General features: G+C 66.0%; 17 protein-coding genes and 1 riboswitch. Of the genes, 6 read left to right on the top strand and 11 right to left on the bottom strand.

Annotation, left to right across the window (positions count from 1 at the left end; translation table 11 throughout):
• Window positions 1-100 precede the first annotated feature (100 nt).
• Window positions 101-3,445: a DEAD/DEAH box helicase gene (locus FM101_RS03955; RefSeq protein WP_086995802.1), complete on the bottom strand. Its 3,345-nt coding sequence runs from the start codon at window positions 3,443-3,445 to the stop codon at window positions 101-103.
• A gap of 78 nt (window positions 3,446-3,523) precedes the next feature.
• On the opposite strand from FM101_RS03955, the gene FM101_RS03950 reads away from it, so the two are divergent.
• The gene (locus FM101_RS03950) at window positions 3,524-4,588 is read left to right on the top strand and encodes an LOG family protein (RefSeq protein ID WP_342744353.1); all 1,065 of its coding nucleotides are present in this window, start codon (window positions 3,524-3,526) and stop codon (window positions 4,586-4,588) included.
• Window positions 4,589-4,780: 192 nt separating this feature from the next.
• On the top strand, window positions 4,781-5,986 hold the full coding sequence (locus FM101_RS03945) for an SRPBCC family protein (protein WP_086995799.1): 1,206 nt from the start codon (window positions 4,781-4,783) through the stop codon (window positions 5,984-5,986).
• Between the two features lie 38 nt (window positions 5,987-6,024).
• Here FM101_RS03945 and FM101_RS03940 read toward each other — a convergent pair whose 3' ends face one another.
• The 3 genes from FM101_RS03940 to FM101_RS03930 all read right to left on the bottom strand — a co-directional run bounded on the left by FM101_RS03940 (window position 6,025) and on the right by FM101_RS03930 (window position 9,639).
• Window positions 6,025-7,167, bottom strand: a complete 1,143-nt coding sequence (locus FM101_RS03940; RefSeq protein ID WP_086995796.1) for a VIT1/CCC1 transporter family protein — start codon at window positions 7,165-7,167, stop codon at window positions 6,025-6,027.
• Window positions 7,168-7,402: 235 nt separating this feature from the next.
• On the bottom strand, window positions 7,403-7,687 hold the full coding sequence (locus FM101_RS03935; RefSeq protein WP_086995791.1) for a hypothetical protein: 285 nt from the start codon (window positions 7,685-7,687) through the stop codon (window positions 7,403-7,405).
• An 11-nt stretch (window positions 7,688-7,698) separates the two neighbouring features.
• Window positions 7,699-7,809: riboswitch (SAM riboswitch) on the bottom strand.
• Window positions 7,810-8,112: 303 nt separating this feature from the next.
• Window positions 8,113-9,639 (bottom strand): sodium:solute symporter, encoded by a 1,527-nt coding sequence (locus FM101_RS03930; RefSeq protein WP_086995788.1) that lies wholly within the window; start codon window positions 9,637-9,639, stop codon window positions 8,113-8,115.
• 169 nt (window positions 9,640-9,808) lie between these two features.
• Here FM101_RS03930 and FM101_RS03925 point away from each other — a divergent pair, with 169 nt between their 5' ends.
• The 4 genes from FM101_RS03925 to FM101_RS15920 all read left to right on the top strand — a co-directional run bounded on the left by FM101_RS03925 (window position 9,809) and on the right by FM101_RS15920 (window position 14,271).
• Window positions 9,809-10,384 carry a helix-turn-helix domain-containing protein gene (locus FM101_RS03925; protein ID WP_086995785.1) on the top strand — a complete coding sequence of 192 codons (576 nt, stop codon included), beginning with the start codon at window positions 9,809-9,811 and terminating at the stop codon, window positions 10,382-10,384.
• 480 nt (window positions 10,385-10,864) lie between these two features.
• The gene (gene speB, locus FM101_RS03920; RefSeq protein ID WP_086995782.1) at window positions 10,865-11,851 is read left to right on the top strand and encodes an agmatinase; all 987 of its coding nucleotides are present in this window, start codon (window positions 10,865-10,867) and stop codon (window positions 11,849-11,851) included.
• Window positions 11,852-13,573, top strand: coding sequence for a thiamine pyrophosphate-binding protein (locus FM101_RS03915; protein WP_086995779.1), 1,722 nt, complete (start codon window positions 11,852-11,854; stop codon window positions 13,571-13,573). It abuts the gene before it with no gap.
• Window positions 13,574-13,671: 98 nt separating this feature from the next.
• Window positions 13,672-14,271, top strand: a complete 600-nt coding sequence (locus FM101_RS15920; protein ID WP_241895258.1) for a hypothetical protein — start codon at window positions 13,672-13,674, stop codon at window positions 14,269-14,271.
• Between the two features lie 27 nt (window positions 14,272-14,298).
• On the opposite strand, the gene FM101_RS03905 is transcribed toward FM101_RS15920, so the two are convergent.
• From FM101_RS03905 to FM101_RS03875, 7 genes are all read right to left on the bottom strand, one after another.
• A complete protein-coding gene (locus FM101_RS03905; RefSeq protein WP_086995777.1) occupies window positions 14,299-14,757 on the bottom strand; it encodes a universal stress protein in 459 nt (152 codons plus the stop codon).
• Window positions 14,758-14,819: 62 nt separating this feature from the next.
• Window positions 14,820-15,725 (bottom strand): formyltetrahydrofolate deformylase, encoded by a 906-nt coding sequence (gene purU, locus FM101_RS03900; protein ID WP_086995774.1) that lies wholly within the window; start codon window positions 15,723-15,725, stop codon window positions 14,820-14,822.
• A 31-nt stretch (window positions 15,726-15,756) separates the two neighbouring features.
• Window positions 15,757-17,157, bottom strand: a complete 1,401-nt coding sequence (locus FM101_RS03895; RefSeq protein ID WP_086995772.1) for an L-serine ammonia-lyase — start codon at window positions 17,155-17,157, stop codon at window positions 15,757-15,759.
• Window positions 17,157-17,801: a sarcosine oxidase subunit gamma gene (locus tag FM101_RS03890; protein WP_086995769.1), complete on the bottom strand. Its 645-nt coding sequence runs from the start codon at window positions 17,799-17,801 to the stop codon at window positions 17,157-17,159. The genes FM101_RS03895 and FM101_RS03890 overlap by 1 nt, the downstream gene beginning before the upstream one ends.
• On the bottom strand, window positions 17,794-20,724 hold the full coding sequence (locus FM101_RS03885; protein ID WP_086995766.1) for a sarcosine oxidase subunit alpha family protein: 2,931 nt from the start codon (window positions 20,722-20,724) through the stop codon (window positions 17,794-17,796). The genes FM101_RS03890 and FM101_RS03885 overlap by 8 nt, the downstream gene beginning before the upstream one ends.
• On the bottom strand, window positions 20,721-21,050 hold the full coding sequence (locus FM101_RS03880; RefSeq protein WP_086995763.1) for a sarcosine oxidase subunit delta: 330 nt from the start codon (window positions 21,048-21,050) through the stop codon (window positions 20,721-20,723). The genes FM101_RS03885 and FM101_RS03880 overlap by 4 nt, the downstream gene beginning before the upstream one ends.
• Before the next feature lie 26 nt (window positions 21,051-21,076).
• Window positions 21,077-22,294: a sarcosine oxidase subunit beta family protein gene (locus tag FM101_RS03875; protein ID WP_086995760.1), complete on the bottom strand. Its 1,218-nt coding sequence runs from the start codon at window positions 22,292-22,294 to the stop codon at window positions 21,077-21,079.
• Between the last annotated feature and the right edge of the window lie 93 nt (window positions 22,295-22,387).

Here is a 22,387-nt window from a genome sequence, read left to right as displayed (position 1 = left end):
TCTTCTTCCAGATTCAGGCTAGAAGGAAAAACAGAACGGGGCGATGGGGAGAACTACCCATGCAGGTGGGGCAGCCCGGGGGCCGGGCCCGAGGTGGAGCCTATTCGACCAGCAGGTCCCTGATGTCCTGGGCGGTCATCGCCGAGCCGAAGCCCTCACCGGCATCCATGACCGAGGAGATCAGCTGCCGTTTGGCATCCTGCAAGGCCACGACCTTCTCCTCGATCGTGTCCTTGGCGACCATCCGGTAGACCATGACGTTGCGGGTCTGCCCGATGCGGTGCACCCGGTCCACCGCCTGGGATTCGGCGGCGGGGTTCCACCAGGGGTCCAACAGGAAGCAGTAGTCGGCCTCGGTGAGGTTCAGCCCGAAGCCACCGGCCTTCAGCGAGATCAAGAACACCGGGGCCCTCCCGGATTTGAACTCGTCGATGACGTCCGCGCGCCGACGGGTGGACCCGTCGAGATAGGCGTATTCGACGCCTTCGTCGTCGAGCCGGGAGGCCGCCTTCTTCAGGAAGGAGGTGAACTGGCTGAACACCAGGGCCCGGTGGCCCTCGGCGAGGACGTCGGCCAACTGTACGAAGAGGACATCCAACTTGGCCGACGGGACGCCGTCGTACTCCGGATCCACCAGCGAGGCGTCCAACGACAGCATGCGCAGCAGGGTCAGGGACTGGAAGATGGTGAAACGGTTCTTATCCATGTCCTCCACCAGGCGCAGGATCTTCTGCCGTTCGCGCTGCAGGTGGGTGTCGTAGATCTTGCGGTGCTTCGGCGCCAACTCGACGTTGAGGACCTGCTCCTGCTTGGGCGGCAGGTCGGTGGCCACGGCGTCCTTGGTGCGCCTGAGCATGAACGGGCGGATCCGGCGACGTAACCGGGCCAACGGCTCGTCCAGGCCCTGCTTCTCGATGGGCCGCTGATAGTTCTCCGCGTAGCGCAGCGCCGAAGGGAACAGCCCGGGGGAGACGATGGCGAAGATCGACCACAGTTCCATCAGGTTGTTTTCCATCGGGGTACCGGTGATCGCCAGTTTGAAGGCGGCGTTGAGATCGCGGGCCGCATGGTGGGCCTTGGTCGCCTTGTTCTTCACGAACTGGGCCTCGTCCAGGATCAGTCCGGCCCAGGTTTGGGCTTGGTAGGCCTCGGCGTCGAGACGGAAGAGCGTATAGGAGGTCACCACGACGTCGTGTTCGGCAGCGATCGCTGCCAGCGGGCGGGCGGCCCGCCCCTGGGTGTCGGCGATGGCTGCCACCCGCAGGTCGGGGGCGAAACGTGCCGCCTCATCGGACCAGTTGGCCACCACGGAGGTCGGGGCGACCACCAGGAACGGCCCGGGAACTTTGGCGGTGCCGCTAGCCGCGGCCCACTGGTCCTTGGCATGCAGGATCAAGGCCAGGGCCTGCACGGTTTTGCCCAGGCCCATATCGTCGGCCAGGACGCCGCCGAGATTATTGCGCCAGAGCATGGCCAGCCATTCGAAGCCCTCCCGCTGGTACGGGCGGAACGTCGCCTTGAGTCCGGTGGGCAGTGCCGGGGATTCGGCCTCGGCGACGTCCAACAGCGAGTTCACCCCGGCATACCAGGAATCGGGGCCTTCGGTGACGGTGGCGAGCTCCTCGAGTTCCTCCCAAAGGGAGGCCTGGTAGCGGGTGATCTGCAGGTCGGAGTTCTTATCGTTGAGGGTCCCGGCCTCGGCCACGAGGTCGCGCAGCCTATCGAAGAGCTGGTGCTCGAGTGAGAAGTAGGTCTTATCGGGCATGAGCATGCGGCTCTGCCCGCGGGAGAGGGCCCGCAGGACGTCGGCGAACGGAATACGGTGCTCCCCGACGGCGATCACCAGACCGAGGTCGAACCAGTCACGTTTCTCCGATTCGACGGTGGTCACCGTCAGCTCGGGGGATTCGGTGAGTTCACGGTAGGCCGGTGGGTGGCCGGTGGTACGGACCTCGAGGCCATCGACCTGTTCCAGCAGCGGCAGTGACCTGCGCACGAAGTCCACGGTGTCCAAACCGCGCAGGGTGCGGGGAACCAGGGCGCGCCCGGCCAGGGTGGGGGAGTCCTGAACTGCCTGCAGGGCGGCGTCCTCGAGTGCCGATTCGGCCTCGACATCGCGCAGATCGGCATCGACCGGGCCGTGCCCGTAGTCGAAGTCCCAGGCGATCTCCGCGGTATCCCCGCCGGGGTAGGTCACCTCGAGGATGAGTTTGGGCGGCAGGATCCCCGGCAGTTCCACCGAATCGTCGGCAGCGTTGATGGCCAGCCGGCGGCCCAGACGCGGGTAGACCGAAGCCATGAAGTCATCGACGTCAGCTGCGGGAACGACGACGGTTTCGGGCTGGTGCAGCAGGGCCACCTCGGCAGGATCGAGCCTGCGGGCGGTGGGCGCCAGGACGATCAGCTCGGCGTCCTCACGGGCCGCGTAGACACCGTGATTGCCGATGGCCCCCACGGGCGTCTCGGGGGAGAGCTCCAATTCCTCCCCGTCGAGACTGAGCAGGGGAGTCAGGCCCAAGGCCCCGTCGTCGTCCTCCGGGTGTCCCGCCGTGAGCGATACGGAAGCAGTTTCAGCCAGCCGGATGGTGGTGGCCGAGCGCGGCCCAATGAGCCGAATCCCGAGGGCTTCGGTTTCGTGCAGCAGCGACCAGAGCAGCGGGGAGGAGAACTCGTCCAGATAGAGCCAGTCGTTGTCCTCACCAAAATACAGTTGCCCATTGGCACGGTAGAGCGGGACGAACTGGCAGAACCAGCGGTGCTGTTCCTCATCCAGGTTCAGCCCGTAGGTTTTGAAGCTGATGGTATTCCAGCGCAGGTTCCCACGGACCCAGCGGCCGTTGCCCGAACGGACCATGGGGCGCACGCCCAGACGCCACCGGTGCCCCGAACTGTTCTGGTGCCCGACGCCGGAACCGGGGGCCCACTGCCGGTGGGCGACCTGGGTGGTGTCCTGGAGTTCGAACTGCAGGGCCAAGGGCTGCAGATGGTTGCGTTCGGACCCACCCCGGGCGCGGGCCCCGGCACGGGCCGGTGTGGAGCCACCACGGCCGCCGGCACCGATCAACGAATTCAGGGTGTCCTGCCAGGCGGGGACCTTCGCCGGGGCTGCGGTGTTCTCGAAGAACACGCGTTGGGCCCGCAGATGCAAGGTATTCGAGTAGATCAGCAGTGCGGCAGCATGTTTGCAATGGGTTCCGACCGGGCAGCTGCACCAGGTGTCACCGACCGTCCAGACACCCTTGCGGTCCACGAGCGTCACCGTGGTGTTGTACGGCTCGTCTTCGGTCCCGACCACCCGGGCGGTCAGCTGAGGGTCACCGGCGGTGAACTCCAGTCCCAGAACGTGCTCCGCGTTGGCGTACCCCTTCCCCCGGGTGAACGCCGCACCACCGACCACGCGGAGGATTTCGCGGGCGTCGACGAGGGGAAAATCGGATTCTGCCATCCTCCTATCGTTTCACGTCTGGGCCCCTGCCGACGAACCAGGATGCCCGGTCGCCGGCTGTCGCCGTAGGGTGTGCTCATGAACTCCTCCCCGGCGATGCAGACACCGCCCCGTGAGCTGGAGATCGACACGGTCGCCCAGTTCGATGCCCGCACGAAAATCAGTGGGGCCCCGATGTCCGGATGGCACTGCCAATCATTGGATCTACGGGATCGTGGACGGGCGTTGGAGCGTGCCGACGTCTCCGGGGCCGTCTTCCTCGGTTGCGACCTGCCGCCCGGCTCCATCCCCGCTCTGCGCGGCCGGGGCGCACTGATCTTCCCCGACCTGCCGGGACTGCCGTTCGATCCCTACCGTGGCGGGCTCTATCGGGCGCAGGACCTCTATGCCGGGCTCGGGGAGAACGCCTACGAGGACACCCCCGACGCACGCATCTACGCCTGGAGCAGGTCCCGGGGCGCCGGACGGGGCGGCCTGAACATGGCCCTGGCCACCACATTGCACGACCATGCCATCGGTACGGCCCTGGAACTGCTGCTGAGACCCGAGCACGACGGCGATGCAGCGGGGCTGATTCCAGGTCGCGGGGTGGTCGGGGTGATGGGTGGACACGCTGCCGAACGCGGTACTCAGGCGTTCAGCGACGCAGCCTCTCTGGGGCGCAGCCTCGCCCGGGCAGGGTTCACCGTCGCCACCGGGGGCGGCCCCGGAGCCATGGAAGCAGCCAACCTGGGCGCCTACCTCTGCGCGGAGGAGGAGGGCGTCCTGGAGGAAGCCATCGAGCGGCTCGCCGTCGCGCCGTCGTTCCGTCCCTCGATCTCGCAGTGGGCGCGGGCCGCGCTCGCCGTCATCGAAGAGTATCCGGGCGGAACACCGACCGTGGGGATTCCGACCTGGTTCTACGGGCATGAACCGCCCAACCTGTTCGCCACCCATATCGCGAAGTTCTTTGCCAACTCCATTCGTGAAGATGTGCTGCTCAAGGCCTGCACGGGAGGGCTGGTCGTCCTGCCCGGGTCCGCAGGAACCGTGCAGGAGATCTTCCAGGATGCCTGCGAGAACTACTACGGCACCGCCAGAACCCAAACCCCGATGATCCTGGTGGGCCGCCATCATTGGACCCGGGAGCTCCCTGCCTGGTAGCTGTTGGAATCGTTGGCCGCCGGACGGGAGATGGCAGCAGCCATTCATTTGGTCGAATCCCCCGAGTTGGCGGTGGGCATCCTCACCGGAGACTGAACCGCTGGCCGAATGCGGTCCAGGACCGTCGAACCCCTTCGCGCAGCGCCCGGCGACATCCAGAGGATCTGCAGCTGCGCTGGGTAGGCTGGGCCTATGGACTCGAACCCCTATCTGGTGACCCGGCAACGCCTGGTCCAGGCGCCTCCCGGCGCCATCTTCGAACTACTCGCCGACCCGTCGAAGCATCCGCTCATCGACGGTTCCGGCACGGTGAAAAATTCTCGCCAGGACGAACCCCAACGCCTGTCCCTGGGCGCCGAGTTCGGGATGGATATGCGGTTGGGTGTGGGGTACCGGATCCAGAACACGGTGGTGGAGTTCGAGGAGAACCGGCTGATCGCCTGGCGGCACTTCAACGGCCATCGCTGGCGTTATGAACTGATCCCCGCTCCACGGGGGACGCTGGTCCGTGAAACCTGGGACGCCTCACGGCTGAAACGGCAATGGCCGCTGAAGGTCATGGGGTTCACCCGGAGCACCCCAGCCAATATTGAGCGCACCCTGGACCGGTTGGCCGACTACTTCGACCCCAATACGCCGCGCCCCACGGAGCCGTCACCACCACGATCCTCGAAGCGTCAACCCCAGCCCAAAACCCTGACCCCTGCCCAGCAGGAGAAGGAAGCGGCCAAGAAGCAGGCTCGTGCGGCGAAGGCAGTCCAGCAGGACGAGGAAGCCATTGCGGCCCAAGCAGCCAAGGCAGAACGATTGGCGCTGGCCCAGGAAGCGAGCACGGCTCGTCGTGCGGCCAGGGCCGAACGCAGCGCCCGGGCCAAGGAGGCCCGCACCCTGAAGGAAGCCGAGAAAATCGAGCAGGCAGCGCTCGCCGAACGCGCCCGGGCCGAGAAGGTCGCAGAAAGCGAGCGGGCGCAGGCACTCAAGGCCGAACAGGCGGCGCAGGAGGAAAAGGCCAAGGCGGAGAAAGCTGCCGAAATCGAGCGGGCCCAGGCAGAAAAGCTTGCCGAGGCCGAACGGGTCAAAGCGGAGAAGCTGGCTCAGGAAGAGCGCGAACGCCGGGCGAAGGTTGCCCGCGCCGAGCAGGCCCAGACGGCCAAGGCGAGCAAGCAGGAACCGCAGGTTCACGTCGAGCCCTTGCCGCCGATCGGCGCGACGGCCCGGCCCTTGAAGAAGGCGCCGACCCGTCCCGCCCGCGAGGTGATTGCCGCAGCGAAGGCAGGTCGACGTGACACGCCAGCCCCCGAGCCGGAGCCCGAAGCCATCGTGCCGGAACCGACTCCACCGGCGGTGCAAGAGCGCCGACCGACGGCAGCAGCCCGACGGATGCGCCGCGCCAGCTGACATGATCTGCGGACCGTCGACGTGGACGGGCCCGGAACCTATCCGATATTGCCGCCGAAGAGCAGGCCCAGAGCATAGGTGACCCCTGCCGCTCCGAGGCCGATCGCCAATTGTCTGAACCCGCGTTTGGCTGGTGAGGCGCCGGAGAGCAGCCCGACGACACCGCCGGTCAGCATCAGAGCCACCCCCACCAGGACCAAGGCCAAGAGCAGGGCCGGTAGCCCGCCCATGCCGAAGAGGTAGGGCAGGATCGGGATCAAGGCACCGGAGGCGAAGAAGCAAAAGCTGGAGGCGGCAGCACCGATAGCCGATCCGAGGGCTTCGTGTTCGTCACCGGCGGTCTCGGGTACCTCGGGCTGCAGCGATAAGGACGGGTCGCAATCGCAGCTGAAAGTTCCCAGCCGTTCGGCGGCCCGGTGCTCGGCGGCTTCCCGGCTCATCCCGCGGGCCCGATAGACCAGAACCAATTCGTTGGCCTGCAGGTCCAGATCCGGGGCGGCGATGAGTGTGACCTGGGTTGGCTGGGAAGCGGTGAGTAGTTCGCGCTGTGACCGGACGGAGACGTATTCGCCAGCGGCCATCGACAGGGCGCCGGCGAGCAGGCCGGCAACACCGGCAAAGAGGACGAGGGCGCTGGACACCCCGGCAGCGCCGATGCCCATCACCAGGGCCAGGTTGGAGACCAGCCCGTCGTTGGCACCGAAGACGGCTGCCCGAAAGTTTCCCGAAAGTCGGTTGCGGCCGCGGACCGCAAGACCACGGACGACTTCCTCATGCACCAGCTCATCGGCGGCCATCTGGGCGGTGGCGTCGGCATCATTGTCGTAGGGGGAGGACCCTTCGGCTCGTTGGGCCAGCGCCAGCACGAAGACCGAACCAAAGTTTCGGGCCATGAAACGCAACATGACGCGGCTGAAGGAGGGCCGTGCCGTCTTCCGGGCGTGTTCGCCCAAAAGGGTGGCCCAATGTTCCTCGTGGCGGGCTTCGGCACGGGCCAGGCCCAAGAGGATTTGGCGTTCCTCGCCGTCACGGCGTTTGGCCAGGGTCAGATAGATGGAGCCTTCAACACGTTCATCGGCCAAGTATTTGCGCCAGCGCCTGATCTCGGCGGGCGTGGGCTCCCGACGCGGGGACTGCGCACGGAGCGGGTCGGCGTCGGGGGAGGGGGCATCCGGTGCCATCGGGGGTCCTTTAATCGGGTCGTTGTCCCCGCACGGGGGCGGGGGTGACGGTCAAAGGTTGGTGGGGTACAACAAACCTCGGACCGCCATCAGCGGGCCGAAGGTCTCGTTCGCCCGGCGTCGAAGCCGGGTGGATTGCCGGACCGCCTGGTCGGCGATCAGTATGTCGACAGATCCTCTTCCGCCCGTGCCGGATCAGTGATCCGGCTCGGGCGGGGTGTGGAACTACTCCCCTTCAGCCGACCAGCATACCCGAGGGAGCCTCGGCGTGGTCGCGAACGGGCAGACGCTCAAGGAAGAATACCTGAGCTTCTCCGTCGGGGCGGTGTGCCCGGGGGATGCGCACGGTCAGTGCGCAGGAATCGGATTCCCAGACCGGTCGACCGGCCGTGTTGGCCAGCGCATAGTCGAGATCCTGAGGGTGGGGCGCGATGAAGCGTTCCCATTGACCGTCTACGTTGAGGCAGACGGTGCCTAGCATCGAATCGAAAATTGGAAGGACGGAGACGCTTTGCGCCACGGATTTCCTCTCGTGCGTTCTTACCCAACACGTTGTCGTGCGGGCCGCTTCCTCATCCGAACCACCCACGAACCTGGGGTTGGTGCGCGGGTAGTCGGAGCTGTTGCCCGCGTCTCATGAAGCTTTTTTCCAGCCTAACGCGATTGCCGAGGCAACCCAAGCTGTGTTCTACGTCATCCCCACTGCATCCCAATGCTGGCACGGCTAGATTCGTTTCGACTCATGGGGCCAAAAAGGGGGTTTCGGCAGGGGTTCGACCATCAAAGCGCCGTGCCGCCATGGCCTCTTTCCTCGCCCGGCCGGCCGGCCGGCCTGCCCTGACCGGGGACCCTGGGGGAGCAGCCGGTGCGGAGTTCCCCGGATTCGAACGCAAAACCCCGCCGTCGCGCCGGGAACGATGGGCGACGGCGGGGTTTTGTGGTCCTCTACTGGTCGGTGGAAACGCCTTCCATATCGACCCGTCCGGAGACGCGATCCGACCAGTGCTTCGTCACCTCGGTGCGGGTCGGCGCCGAGAGCAGGCTGAACAGGACATAGACCACGAGTGAGGCACCGAGACCGAAGTAGATCGGCTCGTTGGCGTAGACGCCGGCGAACTTTTCGGTGGAGAGGACTTCGAGGGTGATCATGGTCGTCAGGGTGACCAACGTGCCTGCCGCCATGGACAGGGCAGCACCGGTACCGTTGCCCCGCTTCCAGAGCAGACCGCCCAGGATCGACACCAGCAACCCGCCGACCAGGATGTCGTAGGCAATGGTCAGGGCGGCGACGACATCGTTGACGAGGATCGCCAGGATGATGGACACGGCGCCGAGCCCCAAGACCCAGTAGCGGTTGGCGGCGATGTCGTGTTCGGGGTTGCGGCCGGTGTTGACCTCGATCTTCTTGCCGAACCAGCCGGCGACAAAGGGGGTGACGTCGTTGCGGGCCACCGTGGCTGCGGCAATCAGCGCACCGGAAGCGGTGGACATCATGGCGGCGACGGCGGCGGCCAGGACGATGCCGCCGACGGCCACCGGCAGCAGGGTCATGGCGACCTCCGCGTAGACCACGTCCTTGCCCAAGGCCTCGATGTCGATGCCGGGCAGCGCGACGCGGGCCGACATGCCGATGATGGCTCCGGCGATGCCGTAGATGACGCAGTAGATGCCGGCGGTGGCGCCGCCCCAGCGGGCCACCTTCGGGGTGCGGGCGGTGAACACGCGCTGCCAGATGTCCTGCCCGATCAGCAGGCCCAGCGTGTAGACGACGAAGTAGGTGATGATGGTCTGCGCCCCGATGCCGCCCCAACTGAAGAAGGCCTCGCGGGCGCGTTCGGGGATGCCGGCCGAGATGCCGTTGAAGCCGCCGGCCGCCGACAGGGCGAAAGGCAGCATGAGGGCGAAGACGCCGATGGTCTTGATGACGAACTGGACCTGGTCGGCCAGGGTGATGGACCACATGCCGCCGATGGTGGAGTAGATCAAGACGATGGCCCCGCCAACGGCGATGGCGATCCAGCGCTCCCATTCGAAGAGGACGACGAAGATCGTCGCGTAGGCGCCGGTGGAGGTGGCGCAGAGCATCAAGGTATACGCCAGCATGACTACCGCCGAGGCGTTCGTGGCCTGCTTGGAGCCGTAGCGCAGCGTCAGCATCTGCGAGACGGTGAAAATCTTCAGTCGTTGCAGGCGCGGGGCGAAGAGCATGCTCAGTAGCAGCACCCCGATGCCGATGGCGATCACCAGCCACGCGCCGGAGAGCCCGAATTCGTACCCCAGGCCCACACCGCCGACCGTGGACGCACCGCCGAGGACGACGGCGGCCATGGTTCCGGTGTAGAGGAAGGGGCCGAGTCGTCGGCCCGCGACCAGATAGTCGCTGCTGTTCTTGGTGCGGGACTTGCCCCACCAGCCGAACGCGAGCATCGCGATCAGGTACGCGATCACAATCGCGATATTGATGATGTCCATGAGGAACCTCTGGTCGAAAAGGGAAGGAAGATGACAATCAGGTGATGTTTACAGGTAAACATCTGTTGCCTACTAAGCTAAAGTGATCTGGCTAACAGGTCAATTGGCCTATGCTGTGTGACGTCATGCAGGACAGATATCCAATGCGAAGACCCGGAGTACACCGCCCATGAAGGCTTTGCCCGTCGAGCCCAGCAACGCCCCGATTGCGATCGGTTCGAAGATCCGGGCCGCGCGTCACGTCCAGCGTATGACCATCGAGCAGGTGGCCGAGTCAACCGGGCTGACCAAAGGTTTCCTGTCCCGGGTCGAGCGCGACCTCACCTCACCCTCGGTGGCCTCGTTGGTCACCTTATGCCAGGTCCTGTCGGTGTCGGTGGGGGAGCTGTTCGCCCAACCAGAAACCCATGTGGTCCGCTTCGACGATGCCCCGCGCATCTCCTTGGGTGGTCACGGCATTATCGAACGTCTGGTGACCAGCCGCTCGGAGAAGCGGCTGCAGGTGATCCGGGCCGTCATCGAACCCCGCGGGCAAGGCGAGGACGAACTGTATTCGGTGGACTGCGAGGTCGAGGTCCTGCATGTGGTGTCGGGACGTTTCATCATCATCTTCGCCAACGAACGATTCGAACTCGAGGGCGGTGATTCGGTGACGTTCCCCGGCCGTGAACCGCATTCATGGATCAACCCCACCGATGAGGAAGCAGTGGTCCTGTGGACGCTGGTCCCCGCTGCATCACGGTAGCGGTATTCGGCCGATATGGACCCGCGGTCTGAGCCGCGGATTCGGTTCGGCCCCACGCAAAACCTCGCGGGTCAGTGGCGCGATTTCCCCCTGTCCCAACAGGAGGAAACTGCGCCAATGACGCACCGCTGAGCTCTCGGTCCAGCGGAAATACGGTTGCGGCATGATGCCGCAGGCATCCCGGATGACCGGGCAGATGATCTTCCGCCATGGCTGGCCGGCCGCCCGGGAGGGGCGATCTTGCCCCCGGAGAAGGGGTACCTGCTGGCGTCCACGTGTCGAGGGCCTTCGTGTTCGAACGCTACGCCTGCCGCGGCCAACGGCGCGGGCCGCGATCATCACGGCATGGATCGATGGGCTGGTTCGGGGCCGCGCGCCTTGACTGTGCCATAAGCCACAAATAGCATAAGGGACAACGAAAGTATCTTATTAGGCAACCGTGGGCGAGGTCGTTCAGGTGGCCCATCGAGAAGGAGAACCATGGAAGAGATCCGCGTCGAGGCCAACGGAAAAATCGGTCCCATTGATTCCTCGAAGATTCCGCGCTTTGCCGGCCCGGCCACCTATGCGCGGCTGCCACGACTGGACCAGGCTCCCGATGCCGGCATCAAGGTGGTCGGCGTCCCCTTCGATGCCGGAGTTTCCTACCGGCCCGGGGCCCGTTTCGGTTCCAACCACGTCCGTGAATCCTCCCGCCTGCTGCGCCCCTATAACCCGGCCATGGACCTCTCTCCTTTCGAGGCAGTGCAGGTCGCGGATGCCGGCGATATGGCCGTGAACCCCTTTAATATCAACGACGCCATCGAAACCATTCAGCAGAACGCCCTGGACCTGACCTCCGACGGCTCGTCGCTGATGACCATCGGCGGGGACCACACCATCGCCTTGCCACTCCTGCGTGCCGCTTCGGAGCGGGCGGGGGAGCCGGTGGCGATGCTCCACTTTGATGCGCACCTGGACACGTGGGACACCTACTTCGGCGCCGAATACACCCACGGCACCCCGTTCCGTCGGGCCGTTGAGGAAGGCATCCTCGATACCGAGGCGATCTCCCATGTGGGAACCCGTGGACCGCTGTACGGTAAGAAGGACCTCGAGGATGACCAGCGCTTCGGTTTCGGCATCGTGACCTCCTCCGACGTCTACTATCAGGGGGTGCGCGAAATCGTCGATAAGCTGCGCGACCGCATCGGTAACCGCCCGTTGTACATCTCGGTGGATATCGACGTGCTGGACCCAGCGCATGCCCCCGGCACCGGAACCCCCGAGGCCGGCGGTATCACGAGCCGCGAACTCTTGGAGATCCTGCGCGGGATGCGCGGGATGAACCTGGTCGGAGCGGACCTCGTGGAGGTTTCCCCGGCCTATGACCACGCCGAAATGACCGGCATTGCGGCCTCACACGTCGCCTACGACCTCGTCTCGCTGATGGCGGATAAACGAGCCACCGACCAGAAGGACTCCTAAGTGCCCGACTCCTTGCAGAACACCCCGGAAACCTCCGGGAACACCGCCCCGCGCAATGGTGGCGACCTGGCGATCGAGACCCTCAGCGGGCTCGGCGCCCGGACGGTCTTCGGGATTCCGGGGCAGCACGCCTTGGGCCTGTTCGATGCCCTCTCCCGTTCACCACTGGAATTCGTCTCCTCCCGCGTGGAGAACAACTCGGCCTTCGCGGCCGACGGCTACGCCCGGGCGACCGGCGAAGTAGGCGTTCTGTTCCTGTCCACCGGGCCCGGGGCACTCACCTCGTTGGCCGGCCTGCAGGAGGCCTACGCAACGGGCGTACCGATGGTCGTCATCGCCAGCCAGATCCCCTTGGACGGGCTCGGCGCCCGGCGCAAGGGGATGCTCCACCAGCTCGATGACCAGAAGGCCTCGGCAGCGAACGTCACCAAATCCCAGCGCACCGTGCACCATGCCTCGGGAATTCCCTCGGCCATCCAGGACGCCTGGTCCGATGCCATCACCGTGCCACAGGGGCCGGTCTGGGTCGAGGTCCCGCAGGACGTCCTGCTCTCCGAGGTCTTCGTCCCCCCGGTCGTCGATGCGCTCGCCGAAGCCTACGAGCACCCGCCGCGCGTGGAACTCATCGAGGAGGCGGTCCGCTGGCTGGGCCAGGCCCGCCGCCCGGCCATCGTTGCCGGTGGCGGTGTCCGCCGGGCAGGGGCCCAGGCCGAGCTGCTGCGCGTGGCAGAACAGCTCCGCGCCCCGGTGATCTCCTCGCCCGGGGGCAACGGAGCCTTCCCCTGGAAGCACCCGTTGAGCCTGCAATCGTGGATCGAGGACCGGCACACCACCGAGATCCTCGAAGATGCCGACGTGCTCATCGTCATCGGCTCCTCCCTGGGCGAAGTCACCTCCAACTACTTCACCCTGGCCCCGCGTGGACGCCTGATCCAGATTGATGCCGAACCGCGGGTGCTGGAATCCAACAGCCCGGCGCTCGGCATCCGTGCCGACGCGAAAACCGCCCTGCAGTTCCTCTCGGACGCTCTGGAGGAGCAGCGCACCGCGGAAGGCGGGCAACAGGGCGAATCTGTTGACTGGCACGGGAAGACCCCCGAGCAGGTGGTCGCCGACACCCTGGACCTGGTGAGAGCGCGTCTGGACGCCCAGGACCTGGGGATGGAACGAAAGTTCATGGACGATATCCGTGCCGCGGTCCCGTCGTCGATGCAGACCTTCTGGGATATGACGATTGCCGCCTACTGGGGGTGGAGTTGCTGGGATGCCCGCGAGGGCGAGTTCCATTCGGCTCAGGGGGCCGGCGGCCTCGGCTATGGCTACCCGGCGGCCATCGGTGGGGCCGTGGGCCTGGCCGTGGACGGCAAAACCGGGATCGACGGACGCGTGCTAGCGGTCTCCGGTGACGGTTCGGCCATGTATTCGATCGCCGAGCTGGCCACCGCCAAACAGCACAACACCGCGGTGACCTGGCTGATTGTCGACGACGGCGGCTACGGGATCCTGCGTGAATACATGGAAGGTGCGTTCGGCCAGGCGACGGCCACCGAACTATCCCGCCCGGATTTTGTCGCCCTGGCCGAATCCTTCGGCATCCCGGCACGCGCCGTGGCCCCCGAAGACGTCCGGCAGGCCTTGGAGGAATCCTTTGCCGCCGAGGGCCCGAACGTGGTCGTGGTCCAGACTTTGTTGAAGATGTTCGCCCCGACCCACCTGGACTAAGGCTCGGGTGTGGTGTGGGCGCGGTCATGACCGATGTCACTGTCCCGTGAACGGCGATCCACCTACCGTGGTGGAAGAACCGACGAGGGAAACAGGACATGAAAACCCGCCCGATGAGCACCGATCTGACCGACACCAGAAGCGACGGCGGCGGTAGCCTGGCCCCCGTGCCCGGTTACCGCCGCCTCGGCCATCCCCGCGTCTCCGGGTCCCTGGTCGGCGCGCTGGGCGGCTGCGCCTTCATTTTCTTCAACACCGAGGCCCTACCCGGACCCTGGACCGCCGCCCTGCGGCTCCTGGGGTTGGCCGCGCTCGGACTGTGGATCTGGGCGGTGCTCCTGCGACCCCGGCCGCTCCCACCCCATCCGCGGCCGGACCGGACCGGCGGGATCGTCTACGTCGGCGGCGTGCTGGGCATGTTGGCGATCATGTTCATCGGGATGCGGTGGCTGGAATCCACCGGACATGAAGAGCTTCAACCGGCGGTGATTGCGCTGGCGGTGGGCGCACACTTCCTGCCCTATGCCCGGGCCTTCGCCGCACCGGTCTTCCTCTGGCTCGGGGCGTGCCTGGTGGTGCTGGGCCTGGTGGGGCTGGGCCTCGGGCTGACCACCACCGTGGTGGCTGCCCCGGCCTGTGCCGTGGCCGCCGGCTACGTCCTGCTCATCGGCTGTGCCGTGGAGGCGCTGGGGCCCTGAGTATCGGGCTCCGGGGCGGGGCGTGGATTAGTCGGGGATCTCGGTATCGGCCAGGGCCGGACCGCGCACGACCAGCACCGGGCAGTAAGCTCTGGCGATGCAGGCCGAACTGACCGAGCCCATCAGCAATCCGACGAACCCTCCACGGCCCCGGCGACCGACGATGAGCATATCGGCTTCCTTGCTGGCTTCGATCAGCGTCGGTCGGGCGCTGCCCTGACGCAACCGCACCGACACATTCTCCGGAAGCTCAGGCCCGTAGGCCTCCTTCAAGGCGGCGGCGACCGTATGTTCGACGCGTTCTTCGAATCCCTCGATGCCCATGACTTCGTATCGTTCGGGCATCGGCGGGTAATCCCAGCAGGCGGTCGCCTCGATCCGGGCGTCTAAGCCGACGGCAACATGCTGTGCCTGACGGAGGGCCTCCACCGACGAAGCGGAACCATCGACTCCGACAATGACCAGTGCCTGGCGTTCCTGTGCCATCCCAACCTCCGCTCCCTCCCCGCGCGGGGAGGCATCCTGGTCCTCCAGCCTATCGTCGCCGGCTAGCGCAGGACCACTGTCCTGTTCTCCAGCAGAAAGACCCGGCCCTCGCAATGCCAACGCACGGCGTTGGAGAGCGCCCGGCATTCGGTATCGCGTCCTGCGGCGACCAGATCGGCGGGGGAGAAGGTGTGGTCGACGTCCTGAACCTGTTGGGAGATGATCGGCCCCTCGTCCAGTTCGCTGTTCACGTAGTGGGCTGTCGCCCCGACGGTCTTCACGCCGCGGGCGTGGGCCTGGTGATAGGGCTTGGCCCCCTTGAAACTGGGAAGGAAGGAATGGTGGATGTTGATGGTGCGTCCGGTGAGCTGGCGGCTCAACTCGTCGGAAAGGATCTGCATGTAGCGCGCCAGAACCACCAGTTCGACGTCGTAGTCCTCCATCAGCTCCAGTAGCCGGGCCTCGGCCGCGGGTTTGGTTTCCGCGGTGACGGGCACATGGTGGTAGTCGATCCCATGCCATTGAACCAATGACTGGTGGTCGAGGTGGTTGGAGACGACCGCAACGATCTCCACGGGCAGTTCACCCATCCGGGAACGGTACAGCAGGTCGTTGAGGCAGTGACCGAATTTGGAGACCATGACCAGCACGCGGCGCTTTTCGTTCAGCGGCCGCAGGCTCCACTGCATCTGGTAGCCGGCCCCGAGTTCGGAGAAGGCCCCACGCAGCCGTTGCAGTTCCAGCTCCGGATCCACGGCGACCTGCGGCGAGTCGGGGCCCGGACGGCTGACGAAGTGGACCCGCAGGAAGAACCTGCCCTCATGGAAGTCATCAAATTGGCGCAGCTCATGGATGTCCCCGCCATGTTTGAGCAGGAACCCCGAAACGGCATGGACGATGCCCGGCCGTTCGGGGCAGTCCAAGCTCAGCACGAATTCGTGGAGGGGGGATTCGGAGGCCTGGACCATGGTGTCCTGCTTTCTCGTGGAGGAGGGGTGCTCAGCACTCGATGACGTTCACGGCGAGGCCGCCGCGCGAGGTTTCCTTGTACTTATCCTTCATATCGGCTCCCGTCTGACGCATCGTTTCGATGGCCTGGTCCAGGGTGACACGATGTTCGCCGTCGCCGTGGCGTGCCAGCCGGGCCGCGTTGATGGCCTTGACCGAGGCGATGGCATTGCGTTCGATACAGGGGATCTGTACCAGCCCGCCCACCGGGTCGCAGGTCAAGCCCAGATTATGCTCAATTCCGATTTCCGCGGCGTTTTCGACTTGTTCGGGTGTGCCGCCCAGTACTGCGCAGATCCCGGCGGCAGCCATCGAGCAGGCGGAACCGACTTCACCCTGGCAGCCGACCTCGGCGCCGGAGATCGACGCGTTCTGCTTGAACAGGATGCCGATGGCCGCGGCGGTGAGCAGGAAGGTGACGATCCCGTCCTCATCCGCGCCGTCGATGAACCGTGCATAGAAATGCAGCACCGCAGGAATGATGCCTGCGGCCCCGTTGGTCGGTGCCGTGACGATGCGACCGCCCGAGGCGTTCTCCTCGTTCACGGCCAGGGCATAGAGGTTCACCCATTCCATCGCCCAGAGCGGGTCGGCCGGTTCCAGACCACCGATCCGGCCATCCGCCTCCTGCTGGCGCAGCTTCTCCCGCAGTTCCGGGGCCCGACGGCGGACCTTCAGCCCGCCGGGCAGCACGGGTTCGGTGCGGGTGCAGCCGTTTTCCACACATTCCTCCATGACCGACCAGATATGCAGCAGCGCGGCACGGGTTTCCGCTTCGGGCCGCCACGAGTTCTCGTTGGCCATCATCACTTCGGCAATGGACAGCCCGGAGGTCCGGCAGGCGGCCAGCAGTTCACCTCCGCTGCTGAACGGATGCGGCAACGGGGTTTCGTCGGAGACCAGCTGGTCGGCTTCGGCGGAGACGTCGTCGACGACGAACCCACCGCCGATGGAGTAGTAGGTGCTCTCCCGGATCGTCTCCCCATCCGCCCCGAAGGCCTGGAAAATCATGCCGTTGGGGTGGGCCGGCAACGATTTGCGCCGATGCAGGACCACATCACGTTCGTCGTTGAAGTCGATATCGGAGCCACCGTCCAGCGGCAGTCGCCCCTCACGGATGCAGGAGGACACCAGGTCCCCGGCGGTGTCTGTGTTGACGGTCGCCGGGTCGTGGCCGGCCAGACCCAGGATCACCGCCTGGTCCGAGTGGTGTCCGATCCCGGTGGCCCCCAAGGAGCCGAAGAGTTCGGCCTTGACGCGGGCCACCGAGTCCAGCAGGGAGTCCGCGGCCAGCCCGGCGGTGAACCGCCGGGCTGCCCGCATGGGACCCACCGTATGGGAGGAGGACGGACCGATTCCGACCGAGAACAGGTCCAGAGTGCTCAGTGCCATCAGGGAACCTCTGCCGCCGCGAATTCGAGCATGGCATCGAGCAGCCAGTGCACCATGTAGTCCGCGAAGGAGGCGCGGGGCAGGATCCGGAACGTGTTCTCTTCCGTCTTCCACAAGAACACCGGCACGGGGCCGATGGCCGTGGAGACGGCCGAACCGGTGCCGAAGACCGAGGGGTGCAGGTCGAAATGGCAGCCCTTTTCCAGGACCGACCGGGCCGAGGGGCCCGAAAGCTCCAGGGTGGTGCGGTTTCCGGAGAGTTCGACGACGGATCCGGGCAGTGCGTCCTCGCCGTCGCCCAGGAGCGCGGCCAGGGGTGCTGCATCCACGCTGTCCGGTGGGCCGACGAGCAGGAACTCATCGGGGCCCTGCCAGAGGACCGATAAGGTCTCGTTGCCGCTGACCTCGCCCACGCGCTGGGGCAGGGAAAGCCCCAGCGCCGATTCCAGCACCTGGGCCGTGGCCGACCCCGGGACGACCCGCAGGCCGATCTGGGTCAGGAACGGCAGTTCCCGGAGGGTGACCCCCCGTTCACCGCTCACGGAGCCGGCGGCCATGTCCTGGGCCAGGTAGCCGACCGGGCTGGTACGCAGCGCGGCGACCTCCTGGCTCACGGCGGGTGCTTCCAAGGTGTTCTCAGCCATCGCGACGGCTCCCTTCAGGGTCGTAGAGGATGGGGGATGTGATTTCGACGTCGACGAGTTCGCCGTCCAGCAAGGACTGGACGACCTCGCCCATGCGGTTCCGGCCGTTCTTGACCAAGGCCAGACCGAAGGTCCGGCCCAGGGCCGGGCTGCGGTAGCTGGAGGTCACGTGGCCCTCCATGGGCACCGGACCCTGTTCCGGGGTGATGGGCGTTCCGGCGTTCACCAGCTGGGCGCCCTCGGGCAGCAGCGTGGTCTTATTCACCGGCAGCACACCCACCAGGTGCTTGCGGTCCCCGCGGGCCGTATCGGCACGGGCGTAGGAGCGGTTGCCGATGAAGTCCTTGAGCTTGGAAACCACCCAGTCCATCCCGGCGTCCTGCGGGGTCACCGTGCCGTCGGTGTCCTGACCGACGATGATGAATCCCTTTTCGGCGCGCAGCACGTGCATGGTCTCGGTGCCGTACGGGGTGATGTTGAATTCGGCGCCGGCTGCGGCGACGTCTTCCCATACCTTGAGCCCGTACCAGGCCGACACATTGATTTCGAAGGCCAGTTCCCCGGAGAAGGAGATCCGGCAGATCCGTGCCGGGATCCCGTTGGCCAACGTGGTTTCGCGGAAGGCCATGAACTTGAAGTTCTCGTTGGACAGGTCCAGGTCGGGGGCGAGCTTGGCGATGACGGCGCGGGATTTGGGTCCGACGACGGCCACCGTGGAGTACTGCTCGGTCACCGACGTGCACACCACATCCAGGTCCGGCCACTCGGTCTGCAGCCATTCCTCCAGCCAGTCCAGAATCTTCGCCGCGCCACCGGTGGTGGTGGTCATGAAATAGCGATTCTCTTCCAACCGCAGCGTCACGCCGTCGTCGTAGATCATCCCATCGGGGGTGCACATCAGACCGTAACGGCCCATCCCGCCCTTGAGCTTCTTGAACCCATTGGTGTAGATCCGGCCCAGGAACTCCCCGGCATCACGACCACGGATCTCGATCTTGCCCAAGGTCGTGGCGTCCTGGAAGCCCACGGATTCACGGGTTGCCGCGCATTCGCGCTGAACAGCGGTATCCATGTCTTCCCCGTCCAGCGGGAAGTAGCGGGGCCGCTTCCACTGTCCGACGTCCTCGAAGACGGCGCCGTGGGCCAGATGCCAGGGGTGGATGGAGGTCAACCGGGCCGGGTCGAGCATCTGCCCGCGCTGGCGGCCGGCCAAGGCGGCGAAGGCCACCGGGGTGTAGGGGGCACGGAACGTGGTGGTGCCGATCTCCCCGAGCTCGTCGATGCCCAAGACAGCGGCGATCACACCGATGGCTGCCACGCCACTGGTCTTGCCCTGGTCGTTGGCGGTACTGATCGAGGTGTAGCGCTTGATGTGTTCCACCGAACGCATGCCGGCCCCGGTGGAGCGGACGACGTCGGCCACGGTCTGGTCGCGCTGCAGGTCCACGAAATGGGTGTCCCATTCGCCCTCGCTGCCTTCGGTGCCATGCACGAGCCACAGCGGCCGTGATGGCGCGATGGCGCAGGTTGCGGCGGATGCAGCAACGACGGAGGCCGACTGCCCGACGGCGGCGATGGCGTCGCCACCGCGGGCGTGGCCCTCGGACAGGCAGGAGGCCAGATCGTAGGAACCGTTCAAGGCCCCTGCCGTGTGCATGTTCTTCAGCGGTTTGCCCGGAACGAAGGCCGCGATGTCCTGATTCCAGGCGACCTTGCCCTGACGCTGGCTGTAGAGGTGCACGACCGGGCTCCAGCCGTTGGAGACGGCCAACAGGTCGGCGTCGATCTCCTCGGCGGTGCCGGTGGCCTGGCCTTCCTGATCCAGTGCACTGACACTGACCGAAGCAACCCGACCTGCTTGATCGCCTGCGGTGTCCACCACAGCGGATCCGAGGATGGAGCGGACGCCGGTGGCCGAGAGCACCTTCGACGCCTCGGCAGAGGCCTCGGTGCGGGCATCGACGACCGCTGCGACGTCCACACCGGCTGCGTGCAGGTCGGCGACCGTTGCGTAGGCGGCGTCGTTGGTGGTGGCCACCACGACGCGGGAGCCGGCGGCGACACCGTACCGGTTCAGGTAGCTGCGGACCGCTGAGGCGAGCATGACGCCGGGGCGGTCGTTGTTGGCGAAGACCAGCGGACGCTCATGGGCACCGGTGGCCAACACGACCTGCTGGGCGCGGATATGCCAGATGCGTTCGCGGGAGACGCCGACACCCGGGTCCTCGGCCAGGTGGTCGGTGCGACGCTGTACGGCGATGATGTAGTTCTCGTCGTAGGCTCCGAAGGCAGTGGTGCGGGCCAGATAGGTGAACTCCTGCCCCTGCTCCAATTCCTGGGCGGTTTCGGCGGCCCACTGGGCCGCCGGGACACCGTTGATCTCCTCGGTGCTGGAGGAGAGCAACGATCCACCCGGCTCAGGCTGTTCGTCGATCAGGATCGTGCGGGCACCGGCGGCTGCTGCCTGCCGGGCTGCGGCCAGACCTGCCGGCCCGGCGCCGACGACGAGCACATCGGCGTGCACGTACTTGCGGTCGTAGTAGGCCTCGTCACGGCGCGGGTCCAGCACACCCAAGCCACTGAGGTAGTTGGCTTTCATTCCGTCGGTCACGTGCGTGACCGTGGCCGGGAGCATGGACTCGTCGACCTGGCCGGCAAAGCGGGAGGCCACGGTGATCAGTGCGTTGGGTTCCTCGACACCGGCTGCCAGGATGCCGCGGGGGCGGCCCAGGTACAGCGAGTTGCCGCAGGCGATGTGCCCGGCGGCGAGAGCGGCCGAGGCGACCGTGTCACCGGGATGGGCCTCGAGGCTCTGTCCGTCGAGGGTGAAGCTGATGGTGCGGGACCTGTCGATCCCGCGACCCTGGACCTGCTCGGCCTCAAGTCGACCTGCCAGCGGCGCTGCGGGCTGCGTGGGGCTCATCGTGCTCCTCCTTCGGGGGTGTTCTGCCGTGCCTGGGCCAGCTCGGGGGATGTCAGATCCGGTCGTGGCTCATCCAGTTGGTAGATGGCTTGGATTTCGTAGGTCGAGGTGTCTCGTAGCGCGTTGAACCATTTGCGGCAGCCTGCCGCGTGGTTCCAGCGTTCGGCGAAGATGCCCTTGGGGTTTTTGCGGTAGAAGAGGTAGCGCGACCATTCGCTGTCGGTCAGCTCCGCAGGGTTCTCCGGGTAGGCAACATGCGCCTGACCCCCGTAGTGGTATTCGGTTTCATCGCGTGGCCCGCAGTTCGGGCATTCAATGAGCAGCATGGGAAGTCCTTTTGACGGTGAGGGGTCTAGTGGGCGACGGCGGCAGCGCCGTGCTCGTCGATCAGCTGTCCGGTCTCGAAACGGTCCAGCGCATAGGGGGCGTTCAGCGGATGTGCTTCCCCCGTCGCGATCGTGTGGGCGAAGGTGTAGCCGGCGGCGGGGGTTCCCTTGAAGCCACCGGTGCCCCAGCCACAGTTCACGTACATGCCCTCGATCGGTGTCGGAGAGACGATCGGGGAGGCATCCATGGTCACGTCGACGATGCCGCCCCAGGTGCGCAGCAGATGCGCCCGGGAGAAGATCGGGAACAGTTCCACGGCGGCGGACATCTGTTCTTCGATGACGTGGAAGGCGCCCCGCTGGCCATAACCGTTATAGGGGTCCACCCCGGCGCCCATGACCAGCTCACCCTTATGCGCCTGCGAAACGTAGACGTGGACGTGGTTGGACATCACGACCGTGGGGTGGACCGGCTCGAAGAGCTCGGAGACCAGAGCCTGCAGCGGATGGGACTGGATCGGCAGTTCGAATCCCGCCATTTCGGCCAGGACCGAGGAGTGACCGGCACCGCATAAGCCGACCTTGTCGGTGAGGATGCGTCCCTGGCTGGTTTCGACGCCGACGACGCGGTTGCCGTCCTTGACGAATCCGGTGACTTCGCAGTTCTGGATGATGTCCACGCCCATCTCGTCGCATTTGCGGGCGAAAGCCCAGGCGACATGGTCGTGCTTGGCGATGCCGGCGCGCGGCTGGTAGGTGGCGCCCATGACCGGGTAGCGGATGTCGTCCCCGGTGTTGATGATCGGGCACAGCTCCTTGACCTGGCTGGGGTCCAACCATTCGGCGTCCACGCCGTTGAGGACGTTGGCGTTGACCCGACGCTTGGAGTCGCGCACTTCCTGCAGGGTGTGGGCCACGTTCATCACGCCGCGCTGGGAGAACAGGAAGTCGTAATCCAGTTCCTCGGGCAGCCCTTCCCAGAGCTTGAGGGAGTGCTCGTACAGCGCGGCGCTCTCATCCCACAGGTAGTTCGAGCGGATGATCGTGGTGTTCCGGGCCATGTTGCCGCCGGCTAGCCAGCCGCGTTCCAGGATGGCGATATTCGTCATGCCATGGTTCTTGGCGAGGTAGTAGGCGGTGGCCAGACCGTGTCCGCCGCCGCCGACGATCACTGCGTCATAGGAGGGCTTGGGCTCGGCATTGCGCCACAGGAATTCGGGGTGCTCGGGCAGGAGATCGGCCATGATCAGGCTCCAATCGTGGAAGAGAGGTGGGGAAGTTTCGGGTAGAGCGGGTGGGCGGTAGCCAGGGCGGTCACCCGGGCCTTCAACCCTTCA

Source organism: Arthrobacter rhombi (assembly GCF_900163545.1).
GTDB lineage: Bacteria > Actinomycetota > Actinomycetes > Actinomycetales > Micrococcaceae > Arthrobacter_H > Arthrobacter_H rhombi_A.
This window is presented reverse-complemented; position numbering and strand designations above follow the sequence as displayed.

Excerpts from the sequence above, each read along its gene's own strand:
- FM101_RS03950 (WP_342744353.1), top strand. The coding sequence starts at position 3,524 with ATGAACTCCTCCCCGGCGATGCAGACACCGCCCCGTGAGCTGGAGATC.
- FM101_RS03885 (WP_086995766.1), bottom strand. The coding sequence starts at position 20,724 with ATGAGCCCCACGCAGCCCGCAGCGCCGCTGGCAGGTCGACTTGAGGCC.
- FM101_RS03880 (WP_086995763.1), bottom strand. The coding sequence starts at position 21,050 with ATGCTGCTCATTGAATGCCCGAACTGCGGGCCACGCGATGAAACCGAA.
- FM101_RS03955 (WP_086995802.1), bottom strand. The coding sequence starts at position 3,445 with ATGGCAGAATCCGATTTTCCCCTCGTCGACGCCCGCGAAATCCTCCGC.
- FM101_RS03940 (WP_086995796.1), bottom strand. The coding sequence starts at position 7,167 with ATGGCACCGGATGCCCCCTCCCCCGACGCCGACCCGCTCCGTGCGCAG.
- FM101_RS03930 (WP_086995788.1), bottom strand. The coding sequence starts at position 9,639 with ATGGACATCATCAATATCGCGATTGTGATCGCGTACCTGATCGCGATG.
- FM101_RS03890 (WP_086995769.1), bottom strand. The coding sequence starts at position 17,801 with ATGGCTGAGAACACCTTGGAAGCACCCGCCGTGAGCCAGGAGGTCGCC.
- purU (WP_086995774.1), bottom strand. The coding sequence starts at position 15,725 with ATGGTCCAGGCCTCCGAATCCCCCCTCCACGAATTCGTGCTGAGCTTG.
- FM101_RS03895 (WP_086995772.1), bottom strand. The coding sequence starts at position 17,157 with ATGGCACTGAGCACTCTGGACCTGTTCTCGGTCGGAATCGGTCCGTCC.
- FM101_RS03875 (WP_086995760.1), bottom strand. The coding sequence starts at position 22,294 with ATGGCCGATCTCCTGCCCGAGCACCCCGAATTCCTGTGGCGCAATGCC.
- FM101_RS03905 (WP_086995777.1), bottom strand. The coding sequence starts at position 14,757 with ATGGCACAGGAACGCCAGGCACTGGTCATTGTCGGAGTCGATGGTTCC.
- FM101_RS03945 (WP_086995799.1), top strand. The coding sequence starts at position 4,781 with ATGGACTCGAACCCCTATCTGGTGACCCGGCAACGCCTGGTCCAGGCG.
- FM101_RS03925 (WP_086995785.1), top strand. The coding sequence starts at position 9,809 with ATGAAGGCTTTGCCCGTCGAGCCCAGCAACGCCCCGATTGCGATCGGT.
- FM101_RS15920 (WP_241895258.1), top strand. The coding sequence starts at position 13,672 with ATGAAAACCCGCCCGATGAGCACCGATCTGACCGACACCAGAAGCGAC.
- speB (WP_086995782.1), top strand. The coding sequence starts at position 10,865 with ATGGAAGAGATCCGCGTCGAGGCCAACGGAAAAATCGGTCCCATTGAT.